A 23,869-nucleotide genomic window follows, 5' to 3' on the forward strand; every position below is an offset into this window, starting at 1 on the left:
CCACGTTCGATTGTGCCTGGATTCCCTGCGCAACGCCGGTAGACGAGGTGCTCGCGGGTCGCGCCGCCCGGCGTGCGGCGCTCAGGGCGCCGCGGTCTGCAGGGCGCGCCCCAGCCGCGCCACGGCCTCGTCGATCATCTCCGGGGTGGAGTGCGAGAAGTTGAGGCGCATGCAGTTGCTCCCCGTGCGGCTGCCGTCCGCGGCGAAGGCGTGCCCGGGGACGAACGCCACCCCCTGCTGCAGCGCCACGCGCAGCACGTCGCCCGCATCGAGCCCGTCCGGGAGCTCCACCCACACGAACACGCCGGCCGCGGGACGGCGCCAGCGCGCGCCGGCGGGAAAGTGCTTCTCCAGCGCCGCGATCATCGCGTCGCGGCGCCGGCGGTACTCGCGGCGCAGCATGGACAGGTGGCCCGGCAGGTGCCCGCCCTCCAGGTACCGCGACGCCGCCCGCTGCGAGAAGGTGGCGGTGTTGATGTCGCTGGCCTCCTTGGAGATCGCCAGCAGCGGCACCAGGTGCTCCGGCACCATCAGCCACCCCAGCCGGAGCGCCGGCGCCAGCACCTTGGAGAACGACCCCACGTAGAACACCCACTCGCGCTCGAGCGCCCGCAGCGGATGCGCCGGGGGGCCGTCGTACGCCAGCAGGCCGTAGGGGTCGTCCTCCACGATCGGCACGCCGTAGCGGCGCGCCAGCTCCGCCAGCCGCACCCGCTTCTCCGGCGGCATGCTGACCGCCAGCGGGTTGTGCCCGTCCGGGACGGTGTAGATGAAGGCGGGGCGCGCGCCCCCGGCCAGCAGCGCCTCCACCGCGTCCACGTCCATCCCCGTCTCCGGGTCCGTGGGCACGGTCAGCAGCCGGGGCGAGAACGGCTCCACCGCCTGCTGAAAGCCGGTGTAGCACAGCGTCTCGGCGATCACCTCCCCGCCCGGCTCCAGCAGCAGCCGGGCGAGCAGGCTGAGCCCCTGCTGCGCCCCCGCGGTCAGGAACACCTGCTCCGGCGCGAACGCCACCCCGCGCTGCGCCATCAGCGCCGCCACCTGCATCTGCAGCGGCGCGTGCGGCGGCGAGTACTGCAGGGCGGCGGGGTTCTCGTGCAGCACCGCCGCCGACGCGCTGCCATACTCCGCGGCGGGGAACAGCTCCGGCGCGGGAAGCCCCAGCGCCAGCGAGATCGTGCCCGGGCGCGTGCCCACCGACAGCATGGTCTGCAGCGCCGACGTGCCCGAGCGTTGCGCCCACTCCGCCAGCCGCAGCGAAGGGGCGCCGGTCGCGGTCTCGATCATCAGATGTTCCCGCGGCGTTCCTGCTCGCGCTCCACCGCTTCGAACAGCGCCTTGATGTTCCCGGAGCCGAAGCCCTGGGCGCCCTGCCGCTCGATGACCTCCACGAACATGGTGGGGCGCGCCTCGATCGGCTCGCTGAAGATCTGCAGCAGGCGCCCGTCGTCGTCCGAGTCCACCAGGATTCCCAGCTCCTGCAGCTCCGTCATCAGCGCGGGCTCGATGGCGCCAACGCGCTCCTCCAGCACCTCGTAGTAGGTGCCGGGGATGCGCAGGAAGCGCACGCCGTTCTCGCGGATGGCCCGCACCGTGGCGCGGATGTCGTTGGAGAGGAAGGCCACGTGCTGCGCGCCGGCGCCGTGGTTGAAGTTCAGGTACTCCTGCACCTGCGACTTGCTGCCGTTGTGGGCCGGCTCCACGATGGGGAACTTGATCTTCCCCGAGGCGTCTTCCACCACCTTGGAGTTCATGGCGCTGTGCTTGGTCCACACCATCTCCTGGTGCGACTGGTGGAAGCCCAGCACGTCCTTGTAGAAGGCGACCCAGTGGTCCAGCTGCCCCTGCTCCATGCTCACCGCCACGTGGTCCACTTCCACGAACCCGACGGGGCGGGTGGCCGGCGCGTCGGTGATGGCCTCGAACCCGGGGAACAGCGTGTCGGTGTAGCCCTGCCGCTCCACCAGCGTGTGCACGGTGTCGCCGGGCGCGCCAATGGTGGCGCGCACCACGCGGCCGCGGTCGTCCTCGTGCACCTGCGGCGGCGACACCGGCCTGGCGCCGCGGCGCACCGCGGTCCGGAAGGCGAAGTCCACGTCCCTGACGCGGAACGCCACGTCCTTCACGCCGTCGCCGTGCAACGCCGCGTGCCGGGCGATCGGCGAATCGGGATCCAGCCCGCTGGTGAGCACCAGGCGGTTGTCGCCCTGCTCCATGACGATCGAGAGCCGGTCGCGCACGCCGGTCTCCAGCCCCGCTCGCGCCACCGGGCGGAACCCGAACATGCTGCGGTAGAAGTGCGCCGCCTGGTAGGCATTGCCCACGTACAGCTCCACATGGTCGATGCCGTCCAGCTGCAGCGCGCTCTGGATGGCGGGGACCCTGACGACTTCCGGCTCGAGCGTTGCCATGCCGCCTCCGTTGGTGGGGAGAGGAGAGTGTGCGGGCGCCGCGTGGAGGCTCGCCTCCCGCCGCGGCGCCGTCGTGCCGGGAGTCCGGCGGCGGCAGCAGCGCGCCGCGGTCATGGAAAGATGGATGCCCTCACGTGATCCGCCAAGATCCGTGAGTACCGTACTCTACTCATTCGCTTCCCCCCGCGTCAACCTTTACCCCCCCGCCAGCCCTGCTGCCGAGCACGGACCGCGGCTGAGCCGATCGGCCCGGAATCTCGCTGTTACAGGCGCTTTTGAACCCTGCGGGCTCGACTGGCCGAAAACGCCCGGTCACCGGCAGGAATGGGTCGAGACCTGCGGTACGCGGCGATCCGGGCAGGGGCCCAGCCGGAGAACACCGCCTTTTGGGGACGCCGGGGAGACGGGTCCGGTTGACGAATGATCAACCGTCCTGTAACTGATTAACTGTCCTGGAAAGTAATCCCACCTTGCTTCAACCCTCCTTTACGCCGCTCTCGCGTCTCCGGCGGACGTGTGCACGGGCCGATCGCCGTGCCGCCGGCCAGCGGGGGGGCTCCGCGCTCAGGCTCGCCAGGCGCTCCGGAGTGGCGGCGGGACCAGAGAGAAACGAAAGTGAACGTGACCGCACTGCCGAAGTTCCCGCCCGCGCCGGCGGAGAAGACGTTCGAGCCCGGGCTGCTGCGCGAGTTCTCCTCCCGCGTGTTGCAGACGTTCGGGGTGCCGGCAGCGGACGCGGAGCTGGCGGCGGGCGTGCTGAGCAGCGCGGACCTGCGCGGCATCGACACGCACGGGGTAGCCCGGCTGCCGCAGTACGTGGAGATGCTCGCGCAGGGACGCATCAACCCACGCCCGCGCATCCGCACGGTCCGGGAAACGCCCGCCACGGCCACGGTGGACGGAGACAACGGGCTGGGGCTGGTGGTGGGCCCGCGCGCCAACGAGCTGGCGATGGAGAAGGCGGAGCGGGTGGGAACCGGCTGGGTGGCCGTGGGGAACAGCAATCACTTCGGGGCGGGCGAGTACTACCCGCTGCAGGCGCTGCCTCGCGGCCTGGTCGGCTGGGCGATGACCAACTCCCCGCCGCAGGTGGCGCCGCTGTGGGGCGCCGAGAAGATGCTGGGGACCAACCCCCTGGCGATCGCGTTCCCCGCGCTGGAGGAGCCGCCGGTGGTCATCGACCTCACCACCAGCGCATTCGCCTTCGGCAAGGTGGAGGACGCGGCGCGCCGGGGGATCTCCATCCCGGAAGGGTGCGCCATAGACCGCGACGGCCGGATGACCACCAATCCGCACGCCATGCTGGACGGAGGCGCGCTCCTTCCGCTGGGGTCCGACCGCGAGCGCGGCGCGCACAAGGGGTACTGCCTGGGGGCGATGGTGGACCTGCTCTGCGGACCTCTGGGGGGTGCCAGCTGGGGGCCGTTCGCGCCGCCGTTCCCCGCGCACCTGCCGCCGCCGGCGCGGACCGTGGGAAAGGGGGTGGGGCACCTGTTCGGCGCGTTCCAGGTGGCCGCGTTCGCCGATCCGGCGGAGTTCGGACGCCAGGTGGACGACTGGATCCGCACGCTCCGGGCGACCCGGCCCGCCGAGGGCACCTCGGGCCCCATGATCCCCGGTGATCCCAACCGCCGCGCGGAACAGGTGCGGCGGCGGGAGGGGGTCCCCGTCATCCGGCCGGTGGTGGAGGCGCTGGAGCGCGTCGCCCGGCAGACAGGCGTCCCCCTCGGCTGAGGGGGCGGATCAACACACGAAATCGACCGAATTCTCAGACCGCCATCGTATGCGTTTCATGCCGCGGGGTGATCGACCGCGCTGAGCTTCTCGCAACCAGGTCCAGTTCCCTCGCAGCAGCCGCGCTCCCGGCAAAAGGCGGCGTGACTCACGGCTGTGGTAGGCTCTTGGTCAGCCGGATTCTCGCCCGACTGCAGATATGGGCGAGAACTGCCCAAGAATGCAGTTTCGGAGGCCATCGAAGCACTCCATCATGAAGCGTATGTCATCTAACCAGAATGAGTTATGAGGGCGTTACAGTTCGCTGACCAGAGAAAAAACCACGCTGCAGGTCGACCTGTCGAGAATTGCCCAAATTTCGCCGAGCGGCCGGATGTGAAAACGGTTGCCAGAATCGCAAGCCGCGATCTGACAACCGTTTACGTGCTACTCGAACTTAGCAGGGGTGAGCGAGGGGACTTGAACCCCCGACCTCCAGGGCCACAACCTGTTCCCGGCCGTAACCCACTGTAGTCAGCCGTAACGAAACCCCGCAGATTTCCTCACATTTTTTCGTGGCTGACCGTAAAAACGCGTAATCTACCGGAAGCGGAACCGACCCACGCTGACCCAACCGCTTATCCCACGAATCGGACGCTCGCTACAGCACGTCGACGATTCGCAAGCGGGGCACGGCCGCCTACACCGCCGCGCGCTTCCGGAAACTCGACCCGGCGCCGTCCAGACTCCCCTACCTCCTCCGCGGGAATGAGCCGCGTGCCGTAGCTACCAGTCGCCCTCGACTTCGCCGCCGCCGCGCGGCCACACGTACCCGAGGTTGCGGATCAGCAGCCACGGGAAGGGCATGTATCGCGTTGTCACGTAGATGTCGCCGGCGGTACCCGCGATGCTTCTCGAGTGCCAGGCGCTGATGTGCACCATCCCCTCGCGCGGCGTGTCGGAGGCCCACCCGAGGATGCGCACCATCGTGTAGGCGGCCGGCCCTCCATCCTCGTCCAGCACCCCCTCGCACATCTCCGAGTCCGTGACCAGCGGGGCGTCCGTGGGATCGTTGGCGTTGCGGCAGAGGTACAGCGGATGCCAGCCGGCGCGAGCGCTCGGGAGGAGGTAGAACTTCGCGAACTTCGAGAGCCAGTACCCGCCGGCCGTATCGCCCAGTTGCTCGTCTCGCACGTAGGCGTGGTCACCCCACCGCTCGAGCTCGTGGATGGGGACGCAGAACACCCTGCCGAGGTACACCTCCGACAGGGGGCAGCCCATCCGCAGGCGCTTCAGGAGGTGGTACGCGCGGAGCGTGTCGACCCCCGAGCCGCCCGACGGGTACTTGTTGTGGAGGATGCCCTGGTGGAGGATCCCCTCGGCCGTGGGGCCGTGGACGTGCAGGTGGGTAAAGAACGTCTTCTGCCACAGCGGCGCTGATCCCTGGACCATCCCGTAGTAGACCCCGTGGAGCATCCGGGCGTTCAGCTCCTGCTTTTCCTCGGTCAGGTCGAGCGGGTCCGAGTACCCAACCTCGGTGAGCCATACGTCGCGCCAGTCGACAACGCTCGGGTCAGCCCATTCCTGCATCGTGGCGACGACGTTCGACGCGTACTTGTCGTACTTGTGGACCGAGACCACAACCCGGTACCCCTCGGCTTCCGCCGCTTCGACCGCCGGCGCTGCGAGCCGCTCCTGCATCCACGTGCGCGCGGCGGCGGCCTGCAGGCACGAGTCGGGGTTCGGGGGAGCCCCGAATTGGGAGATCGGCATCTCGCCGATGACGAGCGTCTTGCCGGCATCGCGGATGATCGGTAACGCACGTGCGACCAGGACGTCGTAGTCGGCCCCGGTGCCCTTGAAGAGGGCGGTACAGGTCGCCTCGTTCCAGATCGACCACGCGTCGACTTGCGGATATCGCGACACGACCGTTCGGACGTAGTACTCCCACCACTCGGCATTCGGGACCTGGTGCGCGATGTCGACCGTGTCCGACATGTCCGCACGGCCGTACGGCGGCGTGTAGGCAAGCGTGCCGAGGATCTTGATTCCCCCGGCGTCGAGCCTCGCCACGGTGATGTCCGTGCTGTCGAAGTTCCACTGATGTTGCACGTACGCGAGTGCCGGCCAGTCAAAGTCGACGCGCGCCCACGTAATGCCGGCCTGCGTCATCAGCGGCACCATGTACTGGTCGCCGGTGTGCTGCAGGCCGTTCGCCATGATCCCGAAGCGCTCCGCGAACGACGGGTCCGAGATGTTCAGGCCGGTACCGAAAGCCATCTTAACGAATCGTGGCCGGCTCGCGCGCGAGCCGAAGCCTTCCCTGGGCAGACCCGTCGCCGATTCGTCCGTGCAGGCGGCGAGCGCGACGCCAAAGAGGGCAAGCCCGAGGCACATTCGTCTGGTCATTGGTGCGACTCCTCCTGTTGGTGGGGGGAGCGGCGTCCCGAAGTGAGCCGTTGCAGGGCCCTCGTAGGCCATCGCGCGCCCGGCTCACCTCGAAAGACCATGGACCGCTATCATCTTCTGGGCGCGTCGGTGCACGCGGCCAGCAGCAGCACGGGTTCCAGCGGAACGATGGATGGGACGAGACGGCGCATGTTCCCCCCTCGCATGGGCGTGGACGTCGCCAGAGATGTTCGCCGGGGGGCACCGCGCGAACCGCGGTGAACTGGCGGCCAGTCCCACAGTGCGTCGCCTTAGGAGCCAAGTCAACGATTTTAGTCGTTTATTGAACGCAACTCACCGGTTGCATCCCGAGTCTCGTGTCATTAAGGCAAATCCGTCGGAAAATGGAGTGGCAATAAATTGGAAAAACCGGAAACAACGAAACGGCCGCCGAACGTAAGGTACGTTCTGACGGCCGTTTGGAAGGGGTGAGCGAGGGGACTTGAACCCCCGACCTCTAGGGCCACAACCTGCTCGGGAGTTGTAACCACTTGTATCTGTCCGTAACGAATCCGCGGCTTCACTCACTTTTCTGAAGGCCGTAAACACCTGTAAATAAGCCGTAACCGCAGCGGTCCACCGGCCGTACACTGTACGGAAAATAAACTGGACGCTGCCTCCCCAGATCAGACAAACTCCAGCGCTGTGCGGATTTCACCCGAGTCGGAGAACAGATGCCTAACTCGGCTCCGCGCCCTTGAGACTACACCCGTCGCCGATCCCGACCACCACCAGCTCGGCCATCACCAACGTCCGCGCGCGGGTTTCCGCATCAATGTGTGCGGACGGGTCGAATCCGATCACCAGATCTGCATCCATGCGCCAATCTTGTTGACAGGCACAGTCGGAGTTCCTACTCTCGCCTGAAGGGGAATGGCAACCCTGTACGCCGACCACCTGCCGTCCGCCATGACGGCGTGTGCCCCGTGCCCGGCATGCAAGCAGGCCTCCAGGTGCCGGAACTCCCGCAGGGAGTCCGCAGCGTCTTCCTCAGCCACAACGGCCGTCAGAAGCAATGGGTCCGCCGCCTCGCCGCACAGTGGCGCGGGTTGGGCCTCCGAGTCTTCTACGACGAGGACAGCGTCATGCCCGGCGAGGACGTGATCGCCGCGATCGAGCGCGGCATCACCGGCTGCGACCACGTGGTCCTCGTGCTGAGCCCCGCCGCGCTTACGAGCCAATGGGTGGCCATGGAGATAGCAATGACACGCATCGGTGATCCGTCAGGCCGGGACCGGCGTTTGATCCCCATCCTGATCGAACCGGTCGACTCCGAATCGATCCGGCCCGCCATCCGTTGCCTGAGCATCGTGGACCTCACGGAGCCAGATCGCCGCAACGAGCGGTACCATCATCTCCTCCGTTCTCTGGGGCTCGACCGGCCCGACCTGCCCGATCCACCTGCATTCGAGGACGAACCTTTGCCGGTGCCGGCGTTCGATGCCACGGGCACGGCCGCGCCCAACGGCGACGGCGGCGCGCCGGTCGCCACCGTGACGCGCCAGCTCGGTTTCGAGTTGGTCATCGACGGCGACCTGGACGACTTCGACCCGCAGGCCCAGCAGAAGCTTTTCGCCGCGATCAAGGAGCTGCTCGAGACCGGCGACGAGTTGAAGATCCGCAACATCCGCCGCGGTAGCATCATCGTAACCTTGGACCTGAGCCCGGAGCAGGCGGAGCGGCTGTTCTGGGCGGTCCAGCGCGGCGAACTCGACGAACTCGGCGTGCGCGAGGGGCGCGTGCTGGACGAGGACGACGAAGCCGAGGACGACGAGGCCCGGGAGAGATGGCAGGCGGAAGGATCAAGGACCGTGCTCGACAGGATTGTGCGGGAGGGGAGAGGGCACAGTCTCCCGGTGCACTCCGCACCCGTGTTCCGCCACGCTAACGCCGCCCCCGGCGAGCCAAGGCCGCTCTCGTTCGCGCAGGAACGGCTGTGGTTCCTGTATCAGCTCCAGTCGGAGAACCCCTACTACAACCTGTCCGGCACGGCGCGGATCCGTGGAGTGCTGGACTACGCGTCGATCGAGCGCGCGCTGCAGGAGATCGTCCACCGTCACGAGGTGCTGCGGTCTACCTTCCATACGAGTCACGGCTACCCGGTCGCGGTTGTCGACGCGCAGCCACGGTGCGCCCTGGTTGTGACAGGGCTGACAGAGGTGAACGACGCCACCCGCGCAAGCGTGTTGCGGCGACTCATCACCGACCAAGCGCTGCAGCCGTTCGACCTAGGTACCGGCCCGCTTCTCCGCGTGATGGTGGCCGCGCTCCGGCCGACCGAGCACCTGCTCCAACTCACGGTGCCCCGGATTGTGGGCGACGAGTGGAGTCTAGGACTGCTGTTCCGGGAGCTGTTGGCTCTCTATCGGGCCTACCGGTACGGGCGCGAATCACCGCTCTCGGAACTGACGCTGCAGTACGCCGACTTCGCGGCGCGGCAGCGCGAGCTGCTCGCCGGCACGTGGGTGGAACGGCAGCTCACTTGGTGGAAGGAGCGGCTCGCCGGCGCGCCGGCCCTGCTGGAGCTGCCGACAGACCGGCCTCGCCCGGCGGTGCGGTCAGACCACGTCGGCAATGAACGGATAGAGGTTTCGCGGGAGTTGCACGAAACGCTGCGCGAGTTGGCGCGGCGCGAGGAGCTTACGCTGTACGAAGTGCTGCTGGGCGCCTTCCAGATGCTGCTGGCCAAGTACAGTGGAAGCAATGACGTGCTGGTGGGAACCCGGGTTGCCGGGCGACGGACCTCCGTGCTCGAAGAGATGGTCGGCTGTCTGGCGAACACGGTGGTGATGCGCACCGACCTGTCGGGAAACCCCTGTATCCGCGAGGTGTTGGCACGGGTGAGGATGGGCGTAATGGGAGCGTACGCGCACCAGCAGCTCCCGTTCGAGGTGCTTGTGGAGGAGCTACGGCCTGAGCGCAGCCTGAGCCACAATCCCCTGATCCAGGTTTGGTTCGCGCTGAACTCCAAATTGGAGCTTTCGGACTTCCTTCCGGGGCTGCAAATGGAGCCGGTGGAGGCGCCCCTCGCCACGCCAGGGTTCGACCTCGATCTGCTCTTCATCGAGCACTCCGGCGGCTTGCGAGGGGTCCTTCGCTACAGCAGTGACCTCTTTGAGCGGAATACTATCGAACGGATGCTATGTCACCTGAAAAGAGTGTTGGAGCAGGTTGCCGAACAGCCGAAACTACTAGTTTCCGAACTGCAACTTCTGACGGATGCAGAGCGGCAGCAAGTGATCAGCGAGTGGAACGACACGGACCGCGAGTACGCGCTCGTTCCAGTCCACGAGCAGTTCGCCTTGCAGGCTCGACGGGCACCGGACGCCGTCGCGTTGCTGCACGCGGAAGGCGCGATGACGTACGCCGAGTTGGACCGCCGCGCGAATGCGCTCGCCCGGCACCTGCGCGAACTCGGCGTGGGCTCAGAAGCGCGGGTGGGCGTGTGCATGGCGCCTACGCCGGACCTGCTTGCGACGATTTTAGCCACGTGGAAGGCGGGTGGCGCCTGTGTTCCCCTCGACCCACGCTACCCGGCCGAACGGCTGGATTGCATGATCTTAGACGCAGGGATCTCGGTGGTGCTCACCGGAGGGAGCGCCTCCCAAGCGTTCACGCAGCCCCGCGCTAACGTGCTGCGTGTGGACCAGCTTGGCGGCGAGGAGGACGGCGCGCCAGCGGTGTTCTCCGACCTCCGAAACCTCGCCTGCGTGATCTACACCTCCTGCCCCACGGGGATGCCACGCGGAGTGATGGTGGAGCACGGCTCGCTGGCCCACTTGCTGGCGGCGGCATGCGAGACGTTCGATGTCCAGCCGTCCGACGTAGTGCCGCTGCTGGCGCCGCTCGTATCCGATGCCTGGCTCATCGAGGCGCTCCTGCCGCTCGCGTCCGGCGCGGCGGTCCGGCTGATCGACCGGTCGCAGGTGCTGGACGTTCCCTCCATCGTGGCGCAGATCGCGGACGCGACGCTGCTGCACGCTGTGCCCGCCTTCCTGCAGGAGGTGGGGCGGACGGAAAGCTCCGCACCTCGCCTGCAACGGCTCCGCCGCGTCTTCATCGGTGGAGAAGCGGCTCCGCCGGGGCTGCTGGAGGAAAACCGGTTGACGTTCCGGAGCGCAGAGACGCACGTGCTCTACGGCGCCATCGAGGGAGCCGTGGTGGCATCAGCGCACCGCGTGGCGTTCGAGCGCGATCTTGACGCGCGCGTGATAGGGCGGCCGCTGGCGAACGTGCGCCTCTACGTCTGCGACGCGCGAGGGAACCCGCAACCGCCGGGAATCCCGGGCGAGCTCCTGATCGGCGGCGCGGGGGTGGCGCGCGGGTACCTGAACCACCCCGCCGCGACAGCCGAACGATTCATTCCCAATCCTTTCGGCGGCAGGGCCGGAGCGCGGCTGTACCGCACCGGCGACCGCGCGCGGTGGCGGGCGGATGGAATGCTCGAGTACCTCGGCCGCCTGGACCGGCAGGTGAGGCTCTTCGGATTCCGCGTCGAGCCAGGCGAGGTCGAAGCCATGCTTTGCAGGCACCCCCGGGTACGTGGGTGCGCTGTCGTGACGTCGGTCGATTCTCGCGGCGAGACGCGCCTGACAGCGTACGTGGTGGGCGACGCCTCACCAGAAGCGCTGCGTTCCCACCTTGGCCATCTGCTGCCGGAGTACATGGTACCCGCGGCATTCGTCTACCTCGATGCCCTTCCGCTGAACGCGCGCGGAAAGGTGGACCTTGGAGCGCTTCCGCAGCCGGATTTCACCTCCACGAGGCCGTACGTGCCGCCGCGGACTCTGGTGGAGAAAATGTTGGCGGAGATCTGGGCCGAGGTGCTGGGCGTGGAGCGCGTGGGCGTCGAGGACGACTTCTTCCTGCTGGGCGGCCACTCGCTCCGGGCCACACAGGTGCTGGCGCGGGTGAGACGGGCGCTGGAGGTGGAGGTCCCGCTCCGGGTGCTCTTCGAGACGCCCACGGTGGCCGGGGTGGCCGCCTGGGTGGAGGCCGGCGGCGGCGCGCTCGCCGACGCCCTAGCCGAGCTCGAAGGCCTGAGCGACGATGAGGTGGCCGCCCTGCTCGCCGAGATCGGCGACGAGCCGTGAGCCACAGCCGTCTGACGCAGTTCGGCCTCGTTGTCACTGAGGAGCAGGCGGAGCACGATTCCGAGTCACGGGACCACGGGGCCGCGGTGATCAGGGTGCTCGCCGGGGAATGAGAACGCATCCTGTGGATGTCCATTTTACGCTCCGGACGGCACCCAACGCCGGTTCCGTTACGGCTCGTTACAGCGAGAATGGACACCTCGGAACGGAATTTCCCGTACAAGAAGGCCCGTCCAAGGCGACAAATCGCGTAAAATGACGAAACGGCCGCCAGAGCTAAACCATGCTCTGACAGCCGTTTGCAAGGGGTGAGCGAGGGGACTTGAACCCCCGACCTCCAGGGCCACAACCTGGCGCTCTAACCGACTGAGCTACGCCCACCGTAAGATGTACTTCCCGCGCCCCTTCCGCCCACCAGCCACGCGCCAGACAGGACTCGAACCTGTGACCCACAGCTTAGAAGGCTGTTGCTCTATCCACCTGAGCTACTGGCGCAGGTACCGCCGATCCATCGGAACCGCTCCAACCCAGTCGGGGCGGCCGGATTTGAACCGGCGACCCTCTGCTCCCAAAGCAGATGCGCTACCGGGCTGCGCCACGCCCCGATCGTCCAACAGGCCAAAAAGATAGCGATTTCGCCGCTTCCAGTCAACCGCGGGCCGCCATTTGTGCGCCGGATCAGCGGCCCCAGCCGCTCCGGAGCGCCTCCGCCGCGGCGCGCACGGCCCTGCCGCGGTGGCTCACCGCGTTCTTCCGCTCGGGGGGAAGCTCGCCGAAGGTCATCCCCTCCCCGGGCATCCAGAAGAGCGGATCGTAGCCGAAACCGCCGGTGCCGCGCGGCGCGTCCAGCACCACGCCGTCGCAGGTGCCGAGGTGCACCTCCCCTCGTCCCGACGCGTCGGCGAGGGCGGCGGCGCAGACGTAGCGCGCGGTGCGGCGCTCGGGCGGAAGGCCATCGAGAAGCCGCAGGAGATGGCGATTGTTGCCCTCGTCCTGCCACAGCCCGCGGCTCTCCTCCTCGCCGGCGAAGCGGCGCGAGCGGACGCCGGGGGCGCCATCCAGCGCGTCCACGCAGATCCCCGAGTCATCGGCCAGCGTCAGCTCGCCCGTCTTCCGCGCGAAATACCGCGCCTTGGCGAGCGCGTTCTCCTCGAAGGTGTCGAAGATCTCCAGCGCGTCCTCGGCCGGCGTCTCCTCCACGCCGAGGTCATCGAGACCGACGATCTCCAGCTCGGGAAAGCCGGCCAGGATCTCGCGGATCTCGCACACCTTGCCGGGGTTGCGCGTGGCGACGAGCAGCCGCGCCATCTCACAATCTCCCAAAAGAGATGAATCACACGGAGGGACCGGAGGAAACGGAGGAGTGCGATGAGTTTCCTCCGTTTCCTCCGCTCCCTCCGTGTGAGAATCAGCAGTGCCGGTTCACGAGCCGGCGACCGCGGCGCGCTGGGCGGCGTGGAGGCCGGCGACGCAGCGGTTCATCATCTGCGTCAGGAAGTAGAGCTGCTCGGGGGTGAAGTGGCCGTGCTCGCCGGTGCCCTGGATCTCGATGATGCCGCCGGACTCGCGCGCGACCAGGTTGAGGTCCACCTCGGCGGCCGAATCCTCCGAGTAGTCCAGGTCCAGCAGCAGCCGGCCATCGACCAGACCCGCACTGACCGCCGCGACGAATTCGCGGAAGGGCGACGCGGCGAGCCCCTTCTCGCGCGCGATCCAGGCGCAGGCGTCGTAGAGCGCCACCGCGCCGCCGGTGATCGACGCGGTGCGGGTGCCGCCGTCGGCCTGCAGCACGTCGCAGTCGATGGTCACCTGGCGCTCGCCGAGCGCGGCCATGTCCACGCAGGCGCGCAGCGAGCGGCCGATCAGGCGCTGGATCTCCTGCGTGCGCCCGCCCACCTGGCTGCGCTCGCGGAGCGTGCGCGTGTTGGTGGCGCGCGGCAGCATCGAGTACTCCGCCGTCACCCATCCCTCGCCGCGCCCTTTACGCCACGGCGGCACGCCCTCCTCGACGGACGCGGTGCAGAGCACGCGCGTGCGGCCGACGGTGATCAGGCACGAGCCCTCGGCGTACTCGGCCACGCCGCGCTCCAGCCGCAGCGGACGCGGCTCCTCGGGCGCGCGGCCGTCGTTCCTCGCCATCCCCTCACCCATCTTCCGCCCCCTGGCGAACGCGTTGCAGGATCGACGTGGTGGAGCGGCCGGGCACCAGCGTGATCGTCTCCACCCGCCCGCCGGCCGCCTCCACCTCGTCGGCCCCGACGATGGTGTCCCTCGTGTAGTCGCCCCCCTTCACCAGCACGTCGGGAAGGAGGGCGGAGATCAGCTCGCGCGGCGTATCCTCGTCGAACAGCGTGACATAGTCCACCGCGGCGAGTCCCGCGAGCACGTACGCGCGGTCGTCCTGGGGATTGACCGGGCGGTCGCTTCCCTTCCCCAGCCGCCGCACGGACGCGTCGGTGTTCACGCCGACCACGAGGAGATCGCCCAGCGCGCGGGCGCGCGCGAGGTAGTCGACGTGGCCGCGGTGCAGCACGTCGAACACGCCGTTGGTGAACACCACGCGCTCGCTCCGCGGCCGGCGGAGGCGCGCCAGCAGCGCGTCGCGGGTCAGCACCTTCGCGGCGGGATCGGTCACGGCGCGGCGGGCTCGGGAACGCGGGGAGATTCGCCGCGGATGCGGGCCAGGATCTCGCCTGCGCCCATCTCCAGCAGCCGCGCGGCCAAGCGGCGTCCGACGACGGCGGCATCATCTCCCGACTCGATGTCGAACTCGTCGATGGCGATGAACTCGGAGTCGCGCAGCACCTGCTCGCCCTCCACGTCGGCGACCAGGCCGTGCAGCGTCAGCCCCTCGTCGTCCACGCTCGCCAGCGCGCCGATGGGGATCTGGCATCCCCCCTCGAGCGCGGCGAGGAAGGCGCGTTCGGCCGTCGTGCACGCGCGGGTGTGGGGATCGTCGAAGCCGGCCAGCAGCGCGCGCATCCGCTCGTCGCCCGCGCGGGCGACCACGGCGAGCGCGCCCTGGCCCACCGCGGGAAGCCACTCGGCGGGGTCGAGATACCCGGCGATGCGCGGCTCCCACCCCAGCCGCAGCACGCCCGCCGCGGCGAGGAGGATCGCGTCGTAGTCGCCGCGGTCGAGCTTGGCCAGCCGGGTGTTGAGGTTGCCGCGGAGATCGAGGACGTCGAGGTCAGGCCGCAGCGCGCGCAGCTGCGCCCGGCGGCGGAGCGAGCTGGTGCCGACGCGCGCGCCGGCGGCGAGCGTCGCCAGCGTCCCCCTCCCGCCCGGGGGGAGGATGAGCACGTCGCGCGGGTCCTCGCGGTGCGACACGGCCACGATCTCCAGCCCGTCGGGAACGCGCGTGGGGACGTCCTTCAGCGAGTGCACGGCGAGGTCCGCGTCGCCCGCCAGCAGCGCGGCATCGATCTCCTTGGTGAACAGCCCCTTGTCGCCGATCTTCGCCAGGGGGACGTCGAGAATGCGGTCGCCCGTGGTGCGGACGACCGCGATCTCCACCTCCAATTCCGGCGAGGCCGCGCGGATCGCCGCCTCCACGGCGCGTGCCTGCCAGAGCGCCAGCTCGCTCCCGCGCGAGGCGATGCGGACCGGGGCGCTCACCACTGGCTCTGCGCCCCCTCGATCACCTTCTGCACCATCTGCTCCAGCGCCTTGCGCCGCCCCACCTCCACCGTCTCGCCCCGCTCGCGGCTGAACAGCCCAAGGGCGGAGATGGAGTTCCCCTGCCAGAGCACGCGGTCGTTCTTCACGTCGTAGATCTCCGCGTCGAACGTGATCCGCACCTGCGTCTGGTTCGTCGTGACGCGGCCGCCCGGCGTGTTGGGATCGATGTTGGTGACCGCCTCGTCGTAGCCGCTCAGCTTGCCGCGGATGATGGCGTCGGCCGTCTGCTGCGGCGCCAGGCGCACGCCCAGGTTGCGCGGCAGCTCCGTCTGCAGCTGCCGCTGCACGTCGCTGCGCAGGAACTCGTACGGCGTGGTGTTGTCGAACAGGTCCACGTACACCGTGCGGATGTTGGACGGCAGCCCGCCCCCGGTGAAGTGGTAGAGACAACCGGAGACGAGCAGCACCGCGAGGGCGACCGCGCTAGCGGCCCGTGCCCGGCGGGCTCCAGACGTCATCAGCGAACGAAGCGACATCGGTGGATGATTCCAGCGTAAGGTTCAGGTTGCGGTACGCGGGCCAGTCGCGGTAGCGCGCGGCCTTGAGCGCGCCGTCGCCGCCGCGCTCCAGCTCCACGCTCTCCTCTACACCGCCGCTCTTCGTGCGGCGCACCGACTGCAGCCGCCCGTCCTGCGCGCGGTACTCCAGCGTCCCGTCGCTCCCCAGGTCGTAGCGCAGGGTGACGCGCCCGCCCTCGTCCGTCGCCGACGTGAGACGGGCGGACGAGGGGGGACGGACGACGCCGACCGCGGCCCAGAGGAGCGCGGGGCTGGGGAGCTTGAAGCGCTCGGCCACGGCGGCAGGGATGCGCGGCGTCTCGTCCACCAGCGCGGCGGCCAGGATGGTCTCGCCGCGCGGGCCGAACAGGTCCAGCCGGAAGCGGTCCGGCGCGGCGTAGCGGGCCACGCCGCGGCCGCTGAAGCGCGATCCCGCCTCGTCCAGCGACCAGCCGAACTGTGCCTGGCGGGGGGACGAGGGCACCGTCGCGCGCCGCAGCGCCTCGGCGATGGAGTCCGGGCTGGCCGCCGCCGCGCCCGATCCCGCCGCCGGCGCGGGGGATGGAGACGCAGCCGGCGCGCCCGCCCCGCCCGCCGCGGTGGCGCAGGCGGCGAGCGACGCGGCGAAGGCGGCCAGGGGGATGAAGCGATCGTACATCAACGCACCTCTTCCACGCGGATGATCCGGTCGCCGGGAAGGATGCGCCCGACGACCTCCATCCCCCGCACCACGCGCCCGAACACCGTGTAGGTGCCGTCCAGGTGCGGCTGCGGCGAATGGGTGACGAACCACTGGCTCCCGCCCGTGTCGGGCCCGCTGAGCGCCATCCCCAGCGTGCCGGCCTCGTACGGGTGCCGGTTGATCTCGTCACGGATGGCATACCCCGGACCGCCGTTGGTGTCCCCGCGCGGATCGCCGCCCTGGATCACGAAGTTCGCCACCACCCGCGGCCACTCCTGCCCGTCGAAGAACTTCCGCCGCGCGAGGGCGAGGAAGTTCTCCACGGTGAGCGGCGCATCGTAGGCGAACAGCTCCAGCTCGATCGTCCCCCGGTTGGTGACGATGCGCGCGTGCGGCCGGGGACGGACGAGAGTGGAGGCGACGAGGCGGCGGTAGCCGTCCGGCGAGCGCCCGGTCATGATCGGCAGCGGCTCGCCCCAGCCGGGAACGTCCTCTCCGAACGCCGTCTCCACGTGCTGGCGGACCAGGTAGTCGCCCGAGCGGCCGAAGCGCGCGAAGAAGGCCCGGGCGACGCCGGTGTCCTTCCTCCCCAGCGCCCCCAGCGCGTCCACGGCGGCCAGCGCGGCGTCGTCCATCGAGTCGCGCTGGGCGCGGGCGTACGCGTCCAGCAGCAGCGGCGCGTCGGCGGGATCGGCGATCTGGCCCAGGCCGCCGATCGCGTTCACCCGCGCGTAGAAGTCGGGAGATTCCAGTCCCATCCGCAGCAGCGGCCGGATGCGCGCCACGCTGTCGCCCGCCGCGCCGATGGCGGACTCGAGCGCCGCGGTGGCGATGCGCCCGTCCGCGTCGCGCACCGCCGCCTCCAGCCGCGGCCGCAGCGGCGACGTGGCGAAGTTGCCCTTCGCGGCCGTGGCGTAGACGCGCGCCGCGGCGGCCCGCGCGCGCCACCCGCTTTCGCGCATGAACGCGTCGGCGACCTCGGCCGCGGCGGCCGGATCGACCTCCCCGAGCGACGCCAGCGCGGTGGTGCGCAGGAAGATGGGCTTCGCCGCGTCCATCGCCACGGCGCGGAGGGGCGCCGCGGCGGCCGGCGCCTTCGCCCCCAGCCGCGCCAGCGATTCCGCGGCGGTGATGGCGAGGTAGGCGTCACCGCCATTCAGCAGCGCGATCAGGCGCCCGATGGCCTCCGGCGCGTCGTACGAGCCCAGCGTGCGCACCGCGTTCACGCTGACGGCGTGCTCGCGGTCCGACGTCGCCGCGAGCACGATCCGCAGCGCCGCGGGGCGGCCGACACCCGACGAGTCCGCCATCGCCGCCGTCAGCCCGCGCAGGGCAAAGGAGCGCACGAGCGGCTCGGGATCCGTCGCCACGTGCGCGAGGGCGGCGCTCCCCTGCGGGCTGGCGCGGCGCGAAAGGGCGTACGCGGCGCGCCAGCGGATCTCCGGATCGGTGGAAGAAAGCCAGCGGATGGCGACGTTCGCGTTCACCGGCCGCGGGAAGCGCCACCAGGCCAGCAGCGCCTCGCCCACGGCGCGCCGCACGCCGGGTCCGCCGGCCGGCGCGTGGGCGAGGAAGTCCTCCACCGCCTGCTTCCCGCGCTGCGTCGGCATCTTCGCCAGCGCCAGCGCCGCCTCGCCGATCACCGTCGGCCGGCGTGCCACGTCCCCGGGCTTCAGCACGGAAACAAGCGCCTCCACGGCGGTCGTATCGCGCAGCAGCCCCAGCGCGAACGCGGCCGAGGCAGCGACGGAGGTGTCGGCATTCGCCAGTCGCAGGACGACCATCCGAGTCGCGCGCCTGTCGCCGATGCGGCCCGCGGCCAGGACGGCGCGGCGGCGGACCGTGGCGTTCGCGGCGGCGGCGTTTGCGTTGATGGCGACGGAATCGTACTCGCGGCGGTCCTCCAGCCGGAGCAGCTCGGCCGCGCGCGTCAGGTCCGCGCCGGAGAGCTGGGTCCGCTGCGCGGCGGCGGGGTGCGCCGCCAGGCCGGGACAGGCGATTGAAATCGCGGCAACAACGGCCCGAAGTCCCTTCGGGACTGCGGCCCAGGCGTTTGCGCGGATGGACCGGATTCCGGTGGGGAGCATCCTCATCTTCACTCCGTTCCGCGGAAGGCGGCGATCAGCCCGGGCGGCAGGCGCACGGGCGTGCCGCCTCGGTCGATGGCGATCAGGTCGGTGCGCGCGCTCACCAGGCGCTTCGTCTCGTCGCCGTCGACGCGCAGGATCTCGTAGTCGAAGCTCACCCCGCGCGAGCGCACGGCGGCCAGCGTGGTCACCACGCGCACCAGGTCGTCGTACTTCGCCGAGGCGTGGTAGCGGAGGTTGACCTCCGTCACGGCAAGGAGGACGCCCTGCCGCTCCAGGTCGGCGTACGAGCGCCACAGCCGGCGGATCAGCTCCGTGCGCCCGATCTCGCACCACGGCAGGTAGTTGGCGTGATGGATGATGCCCATCTGGTCGGTTTCGGAGTAGCGGGCGCGGAACTCGACCGTGCACGACGGGGCGGCGGGCGTCATCGACCGGAAAGCCGTTGGGGGATGGAGACCGGGATCGGGCGGGGGATTCTACCCGCGCGGGCGCCGGCATGTCAAACGAAAGCGGGGCCGCGGCTTGTGCGCGCCGGCGGACGGCGATTCACCGGGAAGCGGCGCACCACCGTGGGCCGCGCGGAACGATCCTCTTGTTACGAATCGTGTGGATGCCTATGCTTTGCCCGCCCCCGCAGGATCGACGCTCACCACTCGCCCATCCCGAAAGGTCTCCAGCGATGAACAAATCCGAGCTCGTCCAGGCGCTGGCCGCGCGCAGCGGCCTCAACAAGGGCCAGGCCGCGCGCGTCGTCGACGCGCTGTTCGACGTGGAGGAAGGCCTCATCTCGCAGGCGCTCCGCGACGGCAACAAGGTCCAGATCACCGGCTTCGGCAGCTTCGAGACCAAGCACCGCGCGGCTCGGACGGGAAGGAACCCGCGCACGGGGAAGGAGATCAGCATCGCCGCGTCCACCTCGCCGGCGTTCCGCGGAGGCAAGGGGCTGAAGGACGCGCTCTCGACCACCAGCTGAGCGCGGCCGCCTCCCATCCAGTACAGGGGCGGGGATGCTTGTCGCGTCCGGAGGCGCGGCCTAGCTTCCCCGCCCCATGAGCGAAAAGCCCGTCTACGTCGTTTCCGACACCCACCTGGGCGCCGTTCCCGCCGAGACCGAGCGCGCCTTCCGCGGCTTCCTGGACCACGTCGCGTCCGAGGCGCAGTCGCTCCTCATCAACGGCGACCTGTTCGACTTCTGGTTCGAGTACCGCACCGTCATCCTGCGCGAGCACTACCGCACCGTGGCCAAGCTGGCCGACGTGGTCGACGCGGGGGTGAAGGTGTGGTTCGTGGGCGGCAACCACGACGCGTGGGCGGGAAGCTTCCTGCGCGACGAGGTGGGCGTGGAGCTGCTGGAGGGGCCGGCGGAGCTGCTGCTGGCGGGACGCCGCACGCTGGTGGCGCACGGCGACGGCGTGGGGAAGGGAGACTTCAAGTACCGCGCGCTGAAGGCCGTCATCCGCCACCCCATCTCCGTGGGGGCCTTCCGCATCCTGCACCCCGACCTGGGGCGGCGGATCGCCGGCGCGGCCTCGAGCACCGAGCACAAGGCCGGCAACGGCGACGCGGCGGCGCGCGGGCGGGCGGCGTTCATCCGCCGCTGGGCCGAGGAGCGGCTCCGCGCGGACCCGGGGCTCCAGCTCGTCCTGGCCGGCCACGCCCACGTCGCCACGGTGGAAGAGGTCGAGCCCGGCCGATTCTATGTCAACTCCGGAGACTGGCTGCACGACTTCAATTACGTCGTCCTCCCCCCGGGCGGGGGTCCGCCCGAGCTGCGCGCCTGGCCGAAGCCCGCGCCGCGGCTACTTCCAGAAGGCGGATAGCACCCCGCTCAGCAGCACCCCCACCAGCGCCGACCCCACCGCGCTGGCCACCCACAGGTAGAACCCCGTCCCCAGCCGGCGCGTGCTGTAGCCCACCAGGTGCTGCGCCGCCTCGAGCGCCCGCAGCCGCGGATAGCGGTAGCGGATCGTTCCGTCGGCGTCCTCGTCCGCCGCGGGAATGGCGCGGATCAGCCGCGCGCCCTCCGGCAGCACGATGGCCACCGACAGCATCTCGCACGCGACGTTGAAGATCTGCCAGTCGGTGAACGCCACCGTCCGCTCCAGCGCCCGCGAGCTGGAGATGGCGCGCACCGCCGTCTCGTACGAGTAGCCGAACGCGTACCTCCCGCCGCGCGGCACCGGGTTCCGCAGCCGCACCTCCAGCACGCTCGTGCCGTTGTCCGCCGCGTCCAGCCGGAACTCCAGCCCGCCCTGCGCGTCCGACGCCCGCGCCTCGGCGATCTCGCCGTGCTGCGCCTGGATGTTGTAGTACCACATCGACGCCGCCACGGGCCCCGTCGTCTCCAGCTCGCAGGCGAACTCGAAGCGCGCGCGCTGGGGATCGGGAAGGAGCGTCACCCGCACGTCGGCGTGGTGGAGGCGAAAGCCCGCGTCGAGGTTCGCCTGCCGGAACTCGACGGGCGAGGACGCCTGGAGCGGCCCGAACAGGGGCACCTGCCTGGGATCGTTCATCGTCGGGGAGCCGGGGTCGAGGGTGAATGCTCGATCAGGGGAAAAACGAAGGGCCGGTATTACCGGCCCCCGCCGCCAGCCCCGCCGGGCTGGCAGATGACGATCCCCTTGACACCCATGGCTCCCTCCCTGGAGTTGGTGTTGGACGTAGTATACATGATCGCGGGCCTTTCGTAAAGGGGTTGAATCCGAGTTTCGAATCCGCTGGGTCGAGACGGGGTCAGCCCCAGCCCAGCGCCTCCATCAGCCACTCGCGCCAGGACCGCGGCTGCGCACGATAGACGACGGTGACGGTCACAGTTTCCAGCGGGCGCAGCGCGCGCACCCGCCACGCGACGCCGCCCGCCGCGGCGCCCGCGGACGCGGGGATGGCGGCCAGGTACTCCGCCCCGGGCGGCAGCTCCACGCACAGGTGCAGCACGGCGCAGGGGATGTTGAAGATGAACCAGTCGGCGAAGGTGACGGTGCGGCTCGCGCCCTCCGGCGCCACCACGGTGCGGATGGCGGCCTCGTAGCCGAAGGAGAAGGTGCAGCGCTCGCCTGTGTGGACGGGGTGGCGCAGGCGCACCTCGAGGCGGGTACCCGGCGCCTCGCCGGGAAGGAAGCGCGCGGAGAGCTTGCCCTCCGCATCCCAGGCGCGGAGGTCGTCCAGCTCCGACGTGTCCGCTGGAAGGTGGTAGCACCAGTAGCGCGCGGGGACGCACCCCAGCGTCTCCAGCTGGCACTCGTACTCGTAGCGCGCCCGCCGGTCGCCCAGCAGGGTGATGGTGACGGTGGCGGAGACCAGGCGGTAGCCGTCGATCCCCGGCCGCGCCTCGCGGAAGCGGTGCGGCGTGGTGACGGGGTCGGCGGCGGACACGGGATGGATCGTCGCGTGCATGGTGGACCTCCGGTGCGGGTGATGGCCGTCGCATCGAACGTTAAGGCACGTAACGGGCTACGCTGCGCGACCGCGGCGGGCCGCCAGCTCGTCGATCTCCTTGATTCGTCAGCGGTTCAGCGCCCCGCGCCTCCGGCGCCGCCCGGCTGGAAGATGTAGATCCGGATTCGCATCAACGTGGCAATCGTGGACATAGATTGACGAAGTGGACGGGCGAGCGCACGAGGATAGCGCCCGCCGCCCTCGCGGTCAAGAGTCTTGTCTGGAGAGGTGGATCAGGCGGGGACCGGCGGGGCGGGATGCAGCGGCTCGTGGATGATGTCGACGTGCTCCACGGGGAGCGGCTCGCCCCAGATGCGGGCTGCCACGGCGGCCACCTCGCCCGCGTCGCCGGTGGTGAGGAGGCGCAGCGAGCCGGGGCCTTCCGCCGCCAGCGCGCCCGCCTCGCGCAGGACGCTGGCGGTGCGCCGGGCGATGGCGGGGCCGCTGTCGAGGATCTGCACCCCCGGTCCCAGCGCCGCGGCGATCTGCTCGCGCACGAAGGGATAGTGGGTGCAGCCGAGCACCACGACGTCGACGCCGGCCTCGGTGAGCGGCGCGGTGTACTCCGCCATTCGCGCGCGGATGACGTCGTCGTCCAGGTGCCCGTCCTCGATCAGGTCGGCGAGGCCGGGGCAGGGCTGGGAGAGGACCTGGGAACCGTTCGCGTAGTTGTCGATCAGCCGCGCGTACCGGGCCGAGCGCAGCGTGCCGACGGTGGCCATCACCCCCACGCGGCCGCTCTTCGACTGGGCGACGGCGGGCTTCACCGCGGGCTCCAGGCCGATGACGGGGATCGCCAGGCGCTCGCGGAGGAGCTCCAGCGCGGCGCCCGAGGCGGTGTTGCAGGCCACGACCAGGACCTTCGCCCCGCGTTCCTGCAGCCAGCGGCCGGCGGCCAGGGTGCGCGCGCGGACCTCGTCGTCGCCGCGGTCGCCGTAGGGGACGTAGGCGCTGTCGGCCAGGTAGAGCAGCTCCTCGTGCGGGAGCGCGCGCCGGATCTCGCGGGCCACGCTGAGGCCCCCGATGCCGCTGTCGAAGATGCCGATGGGCGCCGCCATCAGTTGCCCACCGGAACGCTGACCTGCAGCTGCGCGCCGCCGGTGGGCGCGGGCGCCACCCCCACGTGCCGGTCGAAGTCGCGCAGGTAGGCCGAGACGAAGGCGTCGGCGCCGGAGAAGAAGAACCAGAACACCGAGAGGGTGATCCAGTCCTCGCGCTCGTTGCGGCGGGCGCGCACCAGCGGCAGGGTGCGCTCCGGATCGAGGATACCCGCCTCGTGCTGCGTGGCCTCGAGCTCCCTGGCCTCCTGCAGCTTCTGGTTGGACTTGTAGACCATCCACAGGCTGCCGGACTCGAGCGCGAAGTACACCGCCCCACGCCCCGGCGCGCCGATGGACGACTGGCCCCACCCCGGCAGGATCAGCGAGCGGAAGAATGCGTCGCGCGGCGAGATGCGGTAGCGCCGCTGCAGGCTGTCGGGCACATTCACGCGGGGCCGCGTGGTGTCGGGCACCATCGGCTGGCGCTGGCGCTCGCCCAGGCGCAGCGAGTCGGTGACCTGCGCGCGCGCCGGCGCGGCCGCAGCCAGCAACAGCGGCACGGTGAGCAGGGCCAGGCGGCGCCACGAAAGCGGGATCATCTCGGCTGCGGGTCTTCTGGGTTCAGGCGACGGCCGTTGCAAGCACCGGTCCGGCGGCCAAAGCTAAGCTGCGGACGGGCATGGGCGCAAAGGCGCGGGGGTTAGGGCGCGGTGAGGGCGCTCGCTTCGGAGGGACCGCGCAGGGCGGATGAACCCACGGCTGCAACGGCACGAAGCCTC

19 protein-coding genes and 3 tRNA genes are annotated in these 23,869 nt (G+C 70.1%); 4 read left to right on the forward strand and 18 right to left on the reverse strand.

Annotated elements, in window-relative coordinates:
* Positions 1–81 precede the first annotated feature (81 nt).
* Both VF092_11240 and hppD read right to left on the reverse strand, forming a co-directional pair.
* Entirely contained in the window at positions 82–1,287 is a 1,206-nt protein-coding gene (locus tag VF092_11240) for a PLP-dependent aminotransferase family protein (GenBank protein ID HEX6747857.1), read from the reverse strand.
* Positions 1,287–2,411 carry a 4-hydroxyphenylpyruvate dioxygenase gene (gene hppD / locus VF092_11245; GenBank protein ID HEX6747858.1) on the reverse strand — a complete coding sequence of 375 codons (1,125 nt, stop codon included), beginning with the start codon at positions 2,409–2,411 and terminating at the stop codon, positions 1,287–1,289. The genes VF092_11240 and hppD overlap by 1 nt, the downstream gene beginning before the upstream one ends.
* A 615-nt stretch (positions 2,412–3,026) precedes the next feature.
* Here hppD and VF092_11250 point away from each other — a divergent pair.
* Positions 3,027–4,145 (forward strand): Ldh family oxidoreductase, encoded by a 1,119-nt coding sequence (locus tag VF092_11250; GenBank protein ID HEX6747859.1) that lies wholly within the window; start codon positions 3,027–3,029, stop codon positions 4,143–4,145.
* 765 nt (positions 4,146–4,910) lie between these two features.
* Here the strand turns inward: VF092_11250 and VF092_11255 are convergent.
* A complete protein-coding gene (locus VF092_11255; protein HEX6747860.1) occupies positions 4,911–6,533 on the reverse strand; it encodes a hypothetical protein in 1,623 nt (540 codons plus the stop codon).
* Between the two features lie 992 nt (positions 6,534–7,525).
* On the opposite strand from VF092_11255, the gene VF092_11260 reads away from it, so the two are divergent.
* On the forward strand, positions 7,526–11,665 hold the full coding sequence (locus VF092_11260) for an amino acid adenylation domain-containing protein (GenBank protein HEX6747861.1): 4,140 nt from the start codon (positions 7,526–7,528) through the stop codon (positions 11,663–11,665).
* Positions 11,666–11,972: 307 nt separating this feature from the next.
* On the opposite strand, the gene VF092_11265 is transcribed toward VF092_11260, so the two are convergent.
* The 11 genes from VF092_11265 to VF092_11315 form a co-directional block, all read right to left on the reverse strand.
* Positions 11,973–12,046 (reverse strand) — tRNA-His (locus VF092_11265).
* A 40-nt stretch (positions 12,047–12,086) separates the two neighbouring features.
* Positions 12,087–12,160: transfer RNA gene (locus VF092_11270), tRNA-Arg, on the reverse strand.
* 36 nt (positions 12,161–12,196) lie between these two features.
* Positions 12,197–12,270: transfer RNA gene (locus VF092_11275), tRNA-Pro, on the reverse strand.
* Between the two features lie 73 nt (positions 12,271–12,343).
* Positions 12,344–12,973: a non-canonical purine NTP pyrophosphatase gene (locus tag VF092_11280; protein ID HEX6747862.1), complete on the reverse strand. Its 630-nt coding sequence runs from the start codon at positions 12,971–12,973 to the stop codon at positions 12,344–12,346.
* A 114-nt stretch (positions 12,974–13,087) separates the two neighbouring features.
* On the reverse strand, positions 13,088–13,804 hold the full coding sequence (rph, locus tag VF092_11285; protein ID HEX6747863.1) for a ribonuclease PH: 717 nt from the start codon (positions 13,802–13,804) through the stop codon (positions 13,088–13,090).
* A gap of 4 nt (positions 13,805–13,808) precedes the next feature.
* Positions 13,809–14,300 (reverse strand): D-glycero-beta-D-manno-heptose 1-phosphate adenylyltransferase, encoded by a 492-nt coding sequence (rfaE2, locus tag VF092_11290; protein ID HEX6747864.1) that lies wholly within the window; start codon positions 14,298–14,300, stop codon positions 13,809–13,811.
* Positions 14,297–15,283, reverse strand: a complete 987-nt coding sequence (gene hemC / locus VF092_11295) for a hydroxymethylbilane synthase (protein HEX6747865.1) — start codon at positions 15,281–15,283, stop codon at positions 14,297–14,299. The genes rfaE2 and hemC overlap by 4 nt, the downstream gene beginning before the upstream one ends.
* Positions 15,280–15,822: an LPS assembly lipoprotein LptE gene (lptE, locus tag VF092_11300; protein HEX6747866.1), complete on the reverse strand. Its 543-nt coding sequence runs from the start codon at positions 15,820–15,822 to the stop codon at positions 15,280–15,282. The genes hemC and lptE overlap by 4 nt, the downstream gene beginning before the upstream one ends.
* A complete protein-coding gene (locus tag VF092_11305) occupies positions 15,770–16,501 on the reverse strand; it encodes a hypothetical protein (GenBank protein HEX6747867.1) in 732 nt (243 codons plus the stop codon). Before VF092_11305 ends, lptE begins: the two co-directional genes overlap by 53 nt.
* Positions 16,501–18,618, reverse strand: coding sequence for a peptidylprolyl isomerase (locus VF092_11310; GenBank protein ID HEX6747868.1), 2,118 nt, complete (start codon positions 18,616–18,618; stop codon positions 16,501–16,503). The genes VF092_11305 and VF092_11310 overlap by 1 nt, the downstream gene beginning before the upstream one ends.
* A 2-nt stretch (positions 18,619–18,620) precedes the next feature.
* On the reverse strand, positions 18,621–19,043 hold the full coding sequence (locus tag VF092_11315) for a thioesterase family protein (GenBank protein HEX6747869.1): 423 nt from the start codon (positions 19,041–19,043) through the stop codon (positions 18,621–18,623).
* Between the two features lie 251 nt (positions 19,044–19,294).
* On the opposite strand from VF092_11315, the gene VF092_11320 reads away from it, so the two are divergent.
* Together VF092_11320 and VF092_11325 are read left to right on the forward strand one after the other, a co-directional pair.
* Positions 19,295–19,588: an HU family DNA-binding protein gene (locus tag VF092_11320; protein HEX6747870.1), complete on the forward strand. Its 294-nt coding sequence runs from the start codon at positions 19,295–19,297 to the stop codon at positions 19,586–19,588.
* Positions 19,589–19,664: 76 nt separating this feature from the next.
* The gene (locus tag VF092_11325; protein HEX6747871.1) at positions 19,665–20,435 is read left to right on the forward strand and encodes a UDP-2,3-diacylglucosamine diphosphatase; all 771 of its coding nucleotides are present in this window, start codon (positions 19,665–19,667) and stop codon (positions 20,433–20,435) included.
* On the opposite strand, the gene VF092_11330 is transcribed toward VF092_11325, so the two are convergent.
* The 4 genes from VF092_11330 to VF092_11345 form a co-directional block, all read right to left on the reverse strand.
* On the reverse strand, positions 20,415–21,128 hold the full coding sequence (locus tag VF092_11330) for a hypothetical protein (GenBank protein ID HEX6747872.1): 714 nt from the start codon (positions 21,126–21,128) through the stop codon (positions 20,415–20,417). The genes VF092_11325 and VF092_11330 overlap by 21 nt on opposite strands.
* Positions 21,129–21,348: 220 nt before the next feature.
* Entirely contained in the window at positions 21,349–22,008 is a 660-nt protein-coding gene (locus VF092_11335) for a hypothetical protein (protein ID HEX6747873.1), read from the reverse strand.
* A gap of 275 nt (positions 22,009–22,283) precedes the next feature.
* Entirely contained in the window at positions 22,284–23,108 is an 825-nt protein-coding gene (gene murI / locus VF092_11340) for a glutamate racemase (protein HEX6747874.1), read from the reverse strand.
* Positions 23,108–23,689 (reverse strand): DUF5683 domain-containing protein, encoded by a 582-nt coding sequence (locus VF092_11345; GenBank protein ID HEX6747875.1) that lies wholly within the window; start codon positions 23,687–23,689, stop codon positions 23,108–23,110. Before VF092_11345 ends, murI begins: the two co-directional genes overlap by 1 nt.
* Between the last annotated feature and the right edge of the window lie 180 nt (positions 23,690–23,869).

The organism is Longimicrobium sp. (assembly GCA_036377595.1).
Lineage (GTDB): Bacteria > Gemmatimonadota > Gemmatimonadetes > Longimicrobiales > Longimicrobiaceae > Longimicrobium.

Excerpts from the sequence above, each read along its gene's own strand:
- VF092_11320 (HEX6747870.1), top strand. The coding sequence starts at position 19,295 with ATGAACAAATCCGAGCTCGTCCAGGCGCTGGCCGCGCGCAGCGGCCTC.
- VF092_11240 (HEX6747857.1), bottom strand. The coding sequence starts at position 1,287 with ATGATCGAGACCGCGACCGGCGCCCCTTCGCTGCGGCTGGCGGAGTGG.
- murI (HEX6747874.1), bottom strand. The coding sequence starts at position 23,108 with ATGGCGGCGCCCATCGGCATCTTCGACAGCGGCATCGGGGGCCTCAGC.
- rph (HEX6747863.1), bottom strand. The coding sequence starts at position 13,804 with ATGGCGAGGAACGACGGCCGCGCGCCCGAGGAGCCGCGTCCGCTGCGG.
- VF092_11335 (HEX6747873.1), bottom strand. The coding sequence starts at position 22,008 with ATGCACGCGACGATCCATCCCGTGTCCGCCGCCGACCCCGTCACCACG.
- VF092_11330 (HEX6747872.1), bottom strand. The coding sequence starts at position 21,128 with ATGAACGATCCCAGGCAGGTGCCCCTGTTCGGGCCGCTCCAGGCGTCC.
- VF092_11345 (HEX6747875.1), bottom strand. The coding sequence starts at position 23,689 with ATGATCCCGCTTTCGTGGCGCCGCCTGGCCCTGCTCACCGTGCCGCTG.
- hppD (HEX6747858.1), bottom strand. The coding sequence starts at position 2,411 with ATGGCAACGCTCGAGCCGGAAGTCGTCAGGGTCCCCGCCATCCAGAGC.
- VF092_11305 (HEX6747867.1), bottom strand. The coding sequence starts at position 16,501 with ATGTACGATCGCTTCATCCCCCTGGCCGCCTTCGCCGCGTCGCTCGCC.
- VF092_11255 (HEX6747860.1), bottom strand. The coding sequence starts at position 6,533 with ATGACCAGACGAATGTGCCTCGGGCTTGCCCTCTTTGGCGTCGCGCTC.
- lptE (HEX6747866.1), bottom strand. The coding sequence starts at position 15,822 with ATGTCGCTTCGTTCGCTGATGACGTCTGGAGCCCGCCGGGCACGGGCC.
- VF092_11325 (HEX6747871.1), top strand. The coding sequence starts at position 19,665 with ATGAGCGAAAAGCCCGTCTACGTCGTTTCCGACACCCACCTGGGCGCC.
- VF092_11315 (HEX6747869.1), bottom strand. The coding sequence starts at position 19,043 with ATGACGCCCGCCGCCCCGTCGTGCACGGTCGAGTTCCGCGCCCGCTAC.
- VF092_11310 (HEX6747868.1), bottom strand. The coding sequence starts at position 18,618 with ATGAGGATGCTCCCCACCGGAATCCGGTCCATCCGCGCAAACGCCTGG.
- VF092_11280 (HEX6747862.1), bottom strand. The coding sequence starts at position 12,973 with ATGGCGCGGCTGCTCGTCGCCACGCGCAACCCCGGCAAGGTGTGCGAG.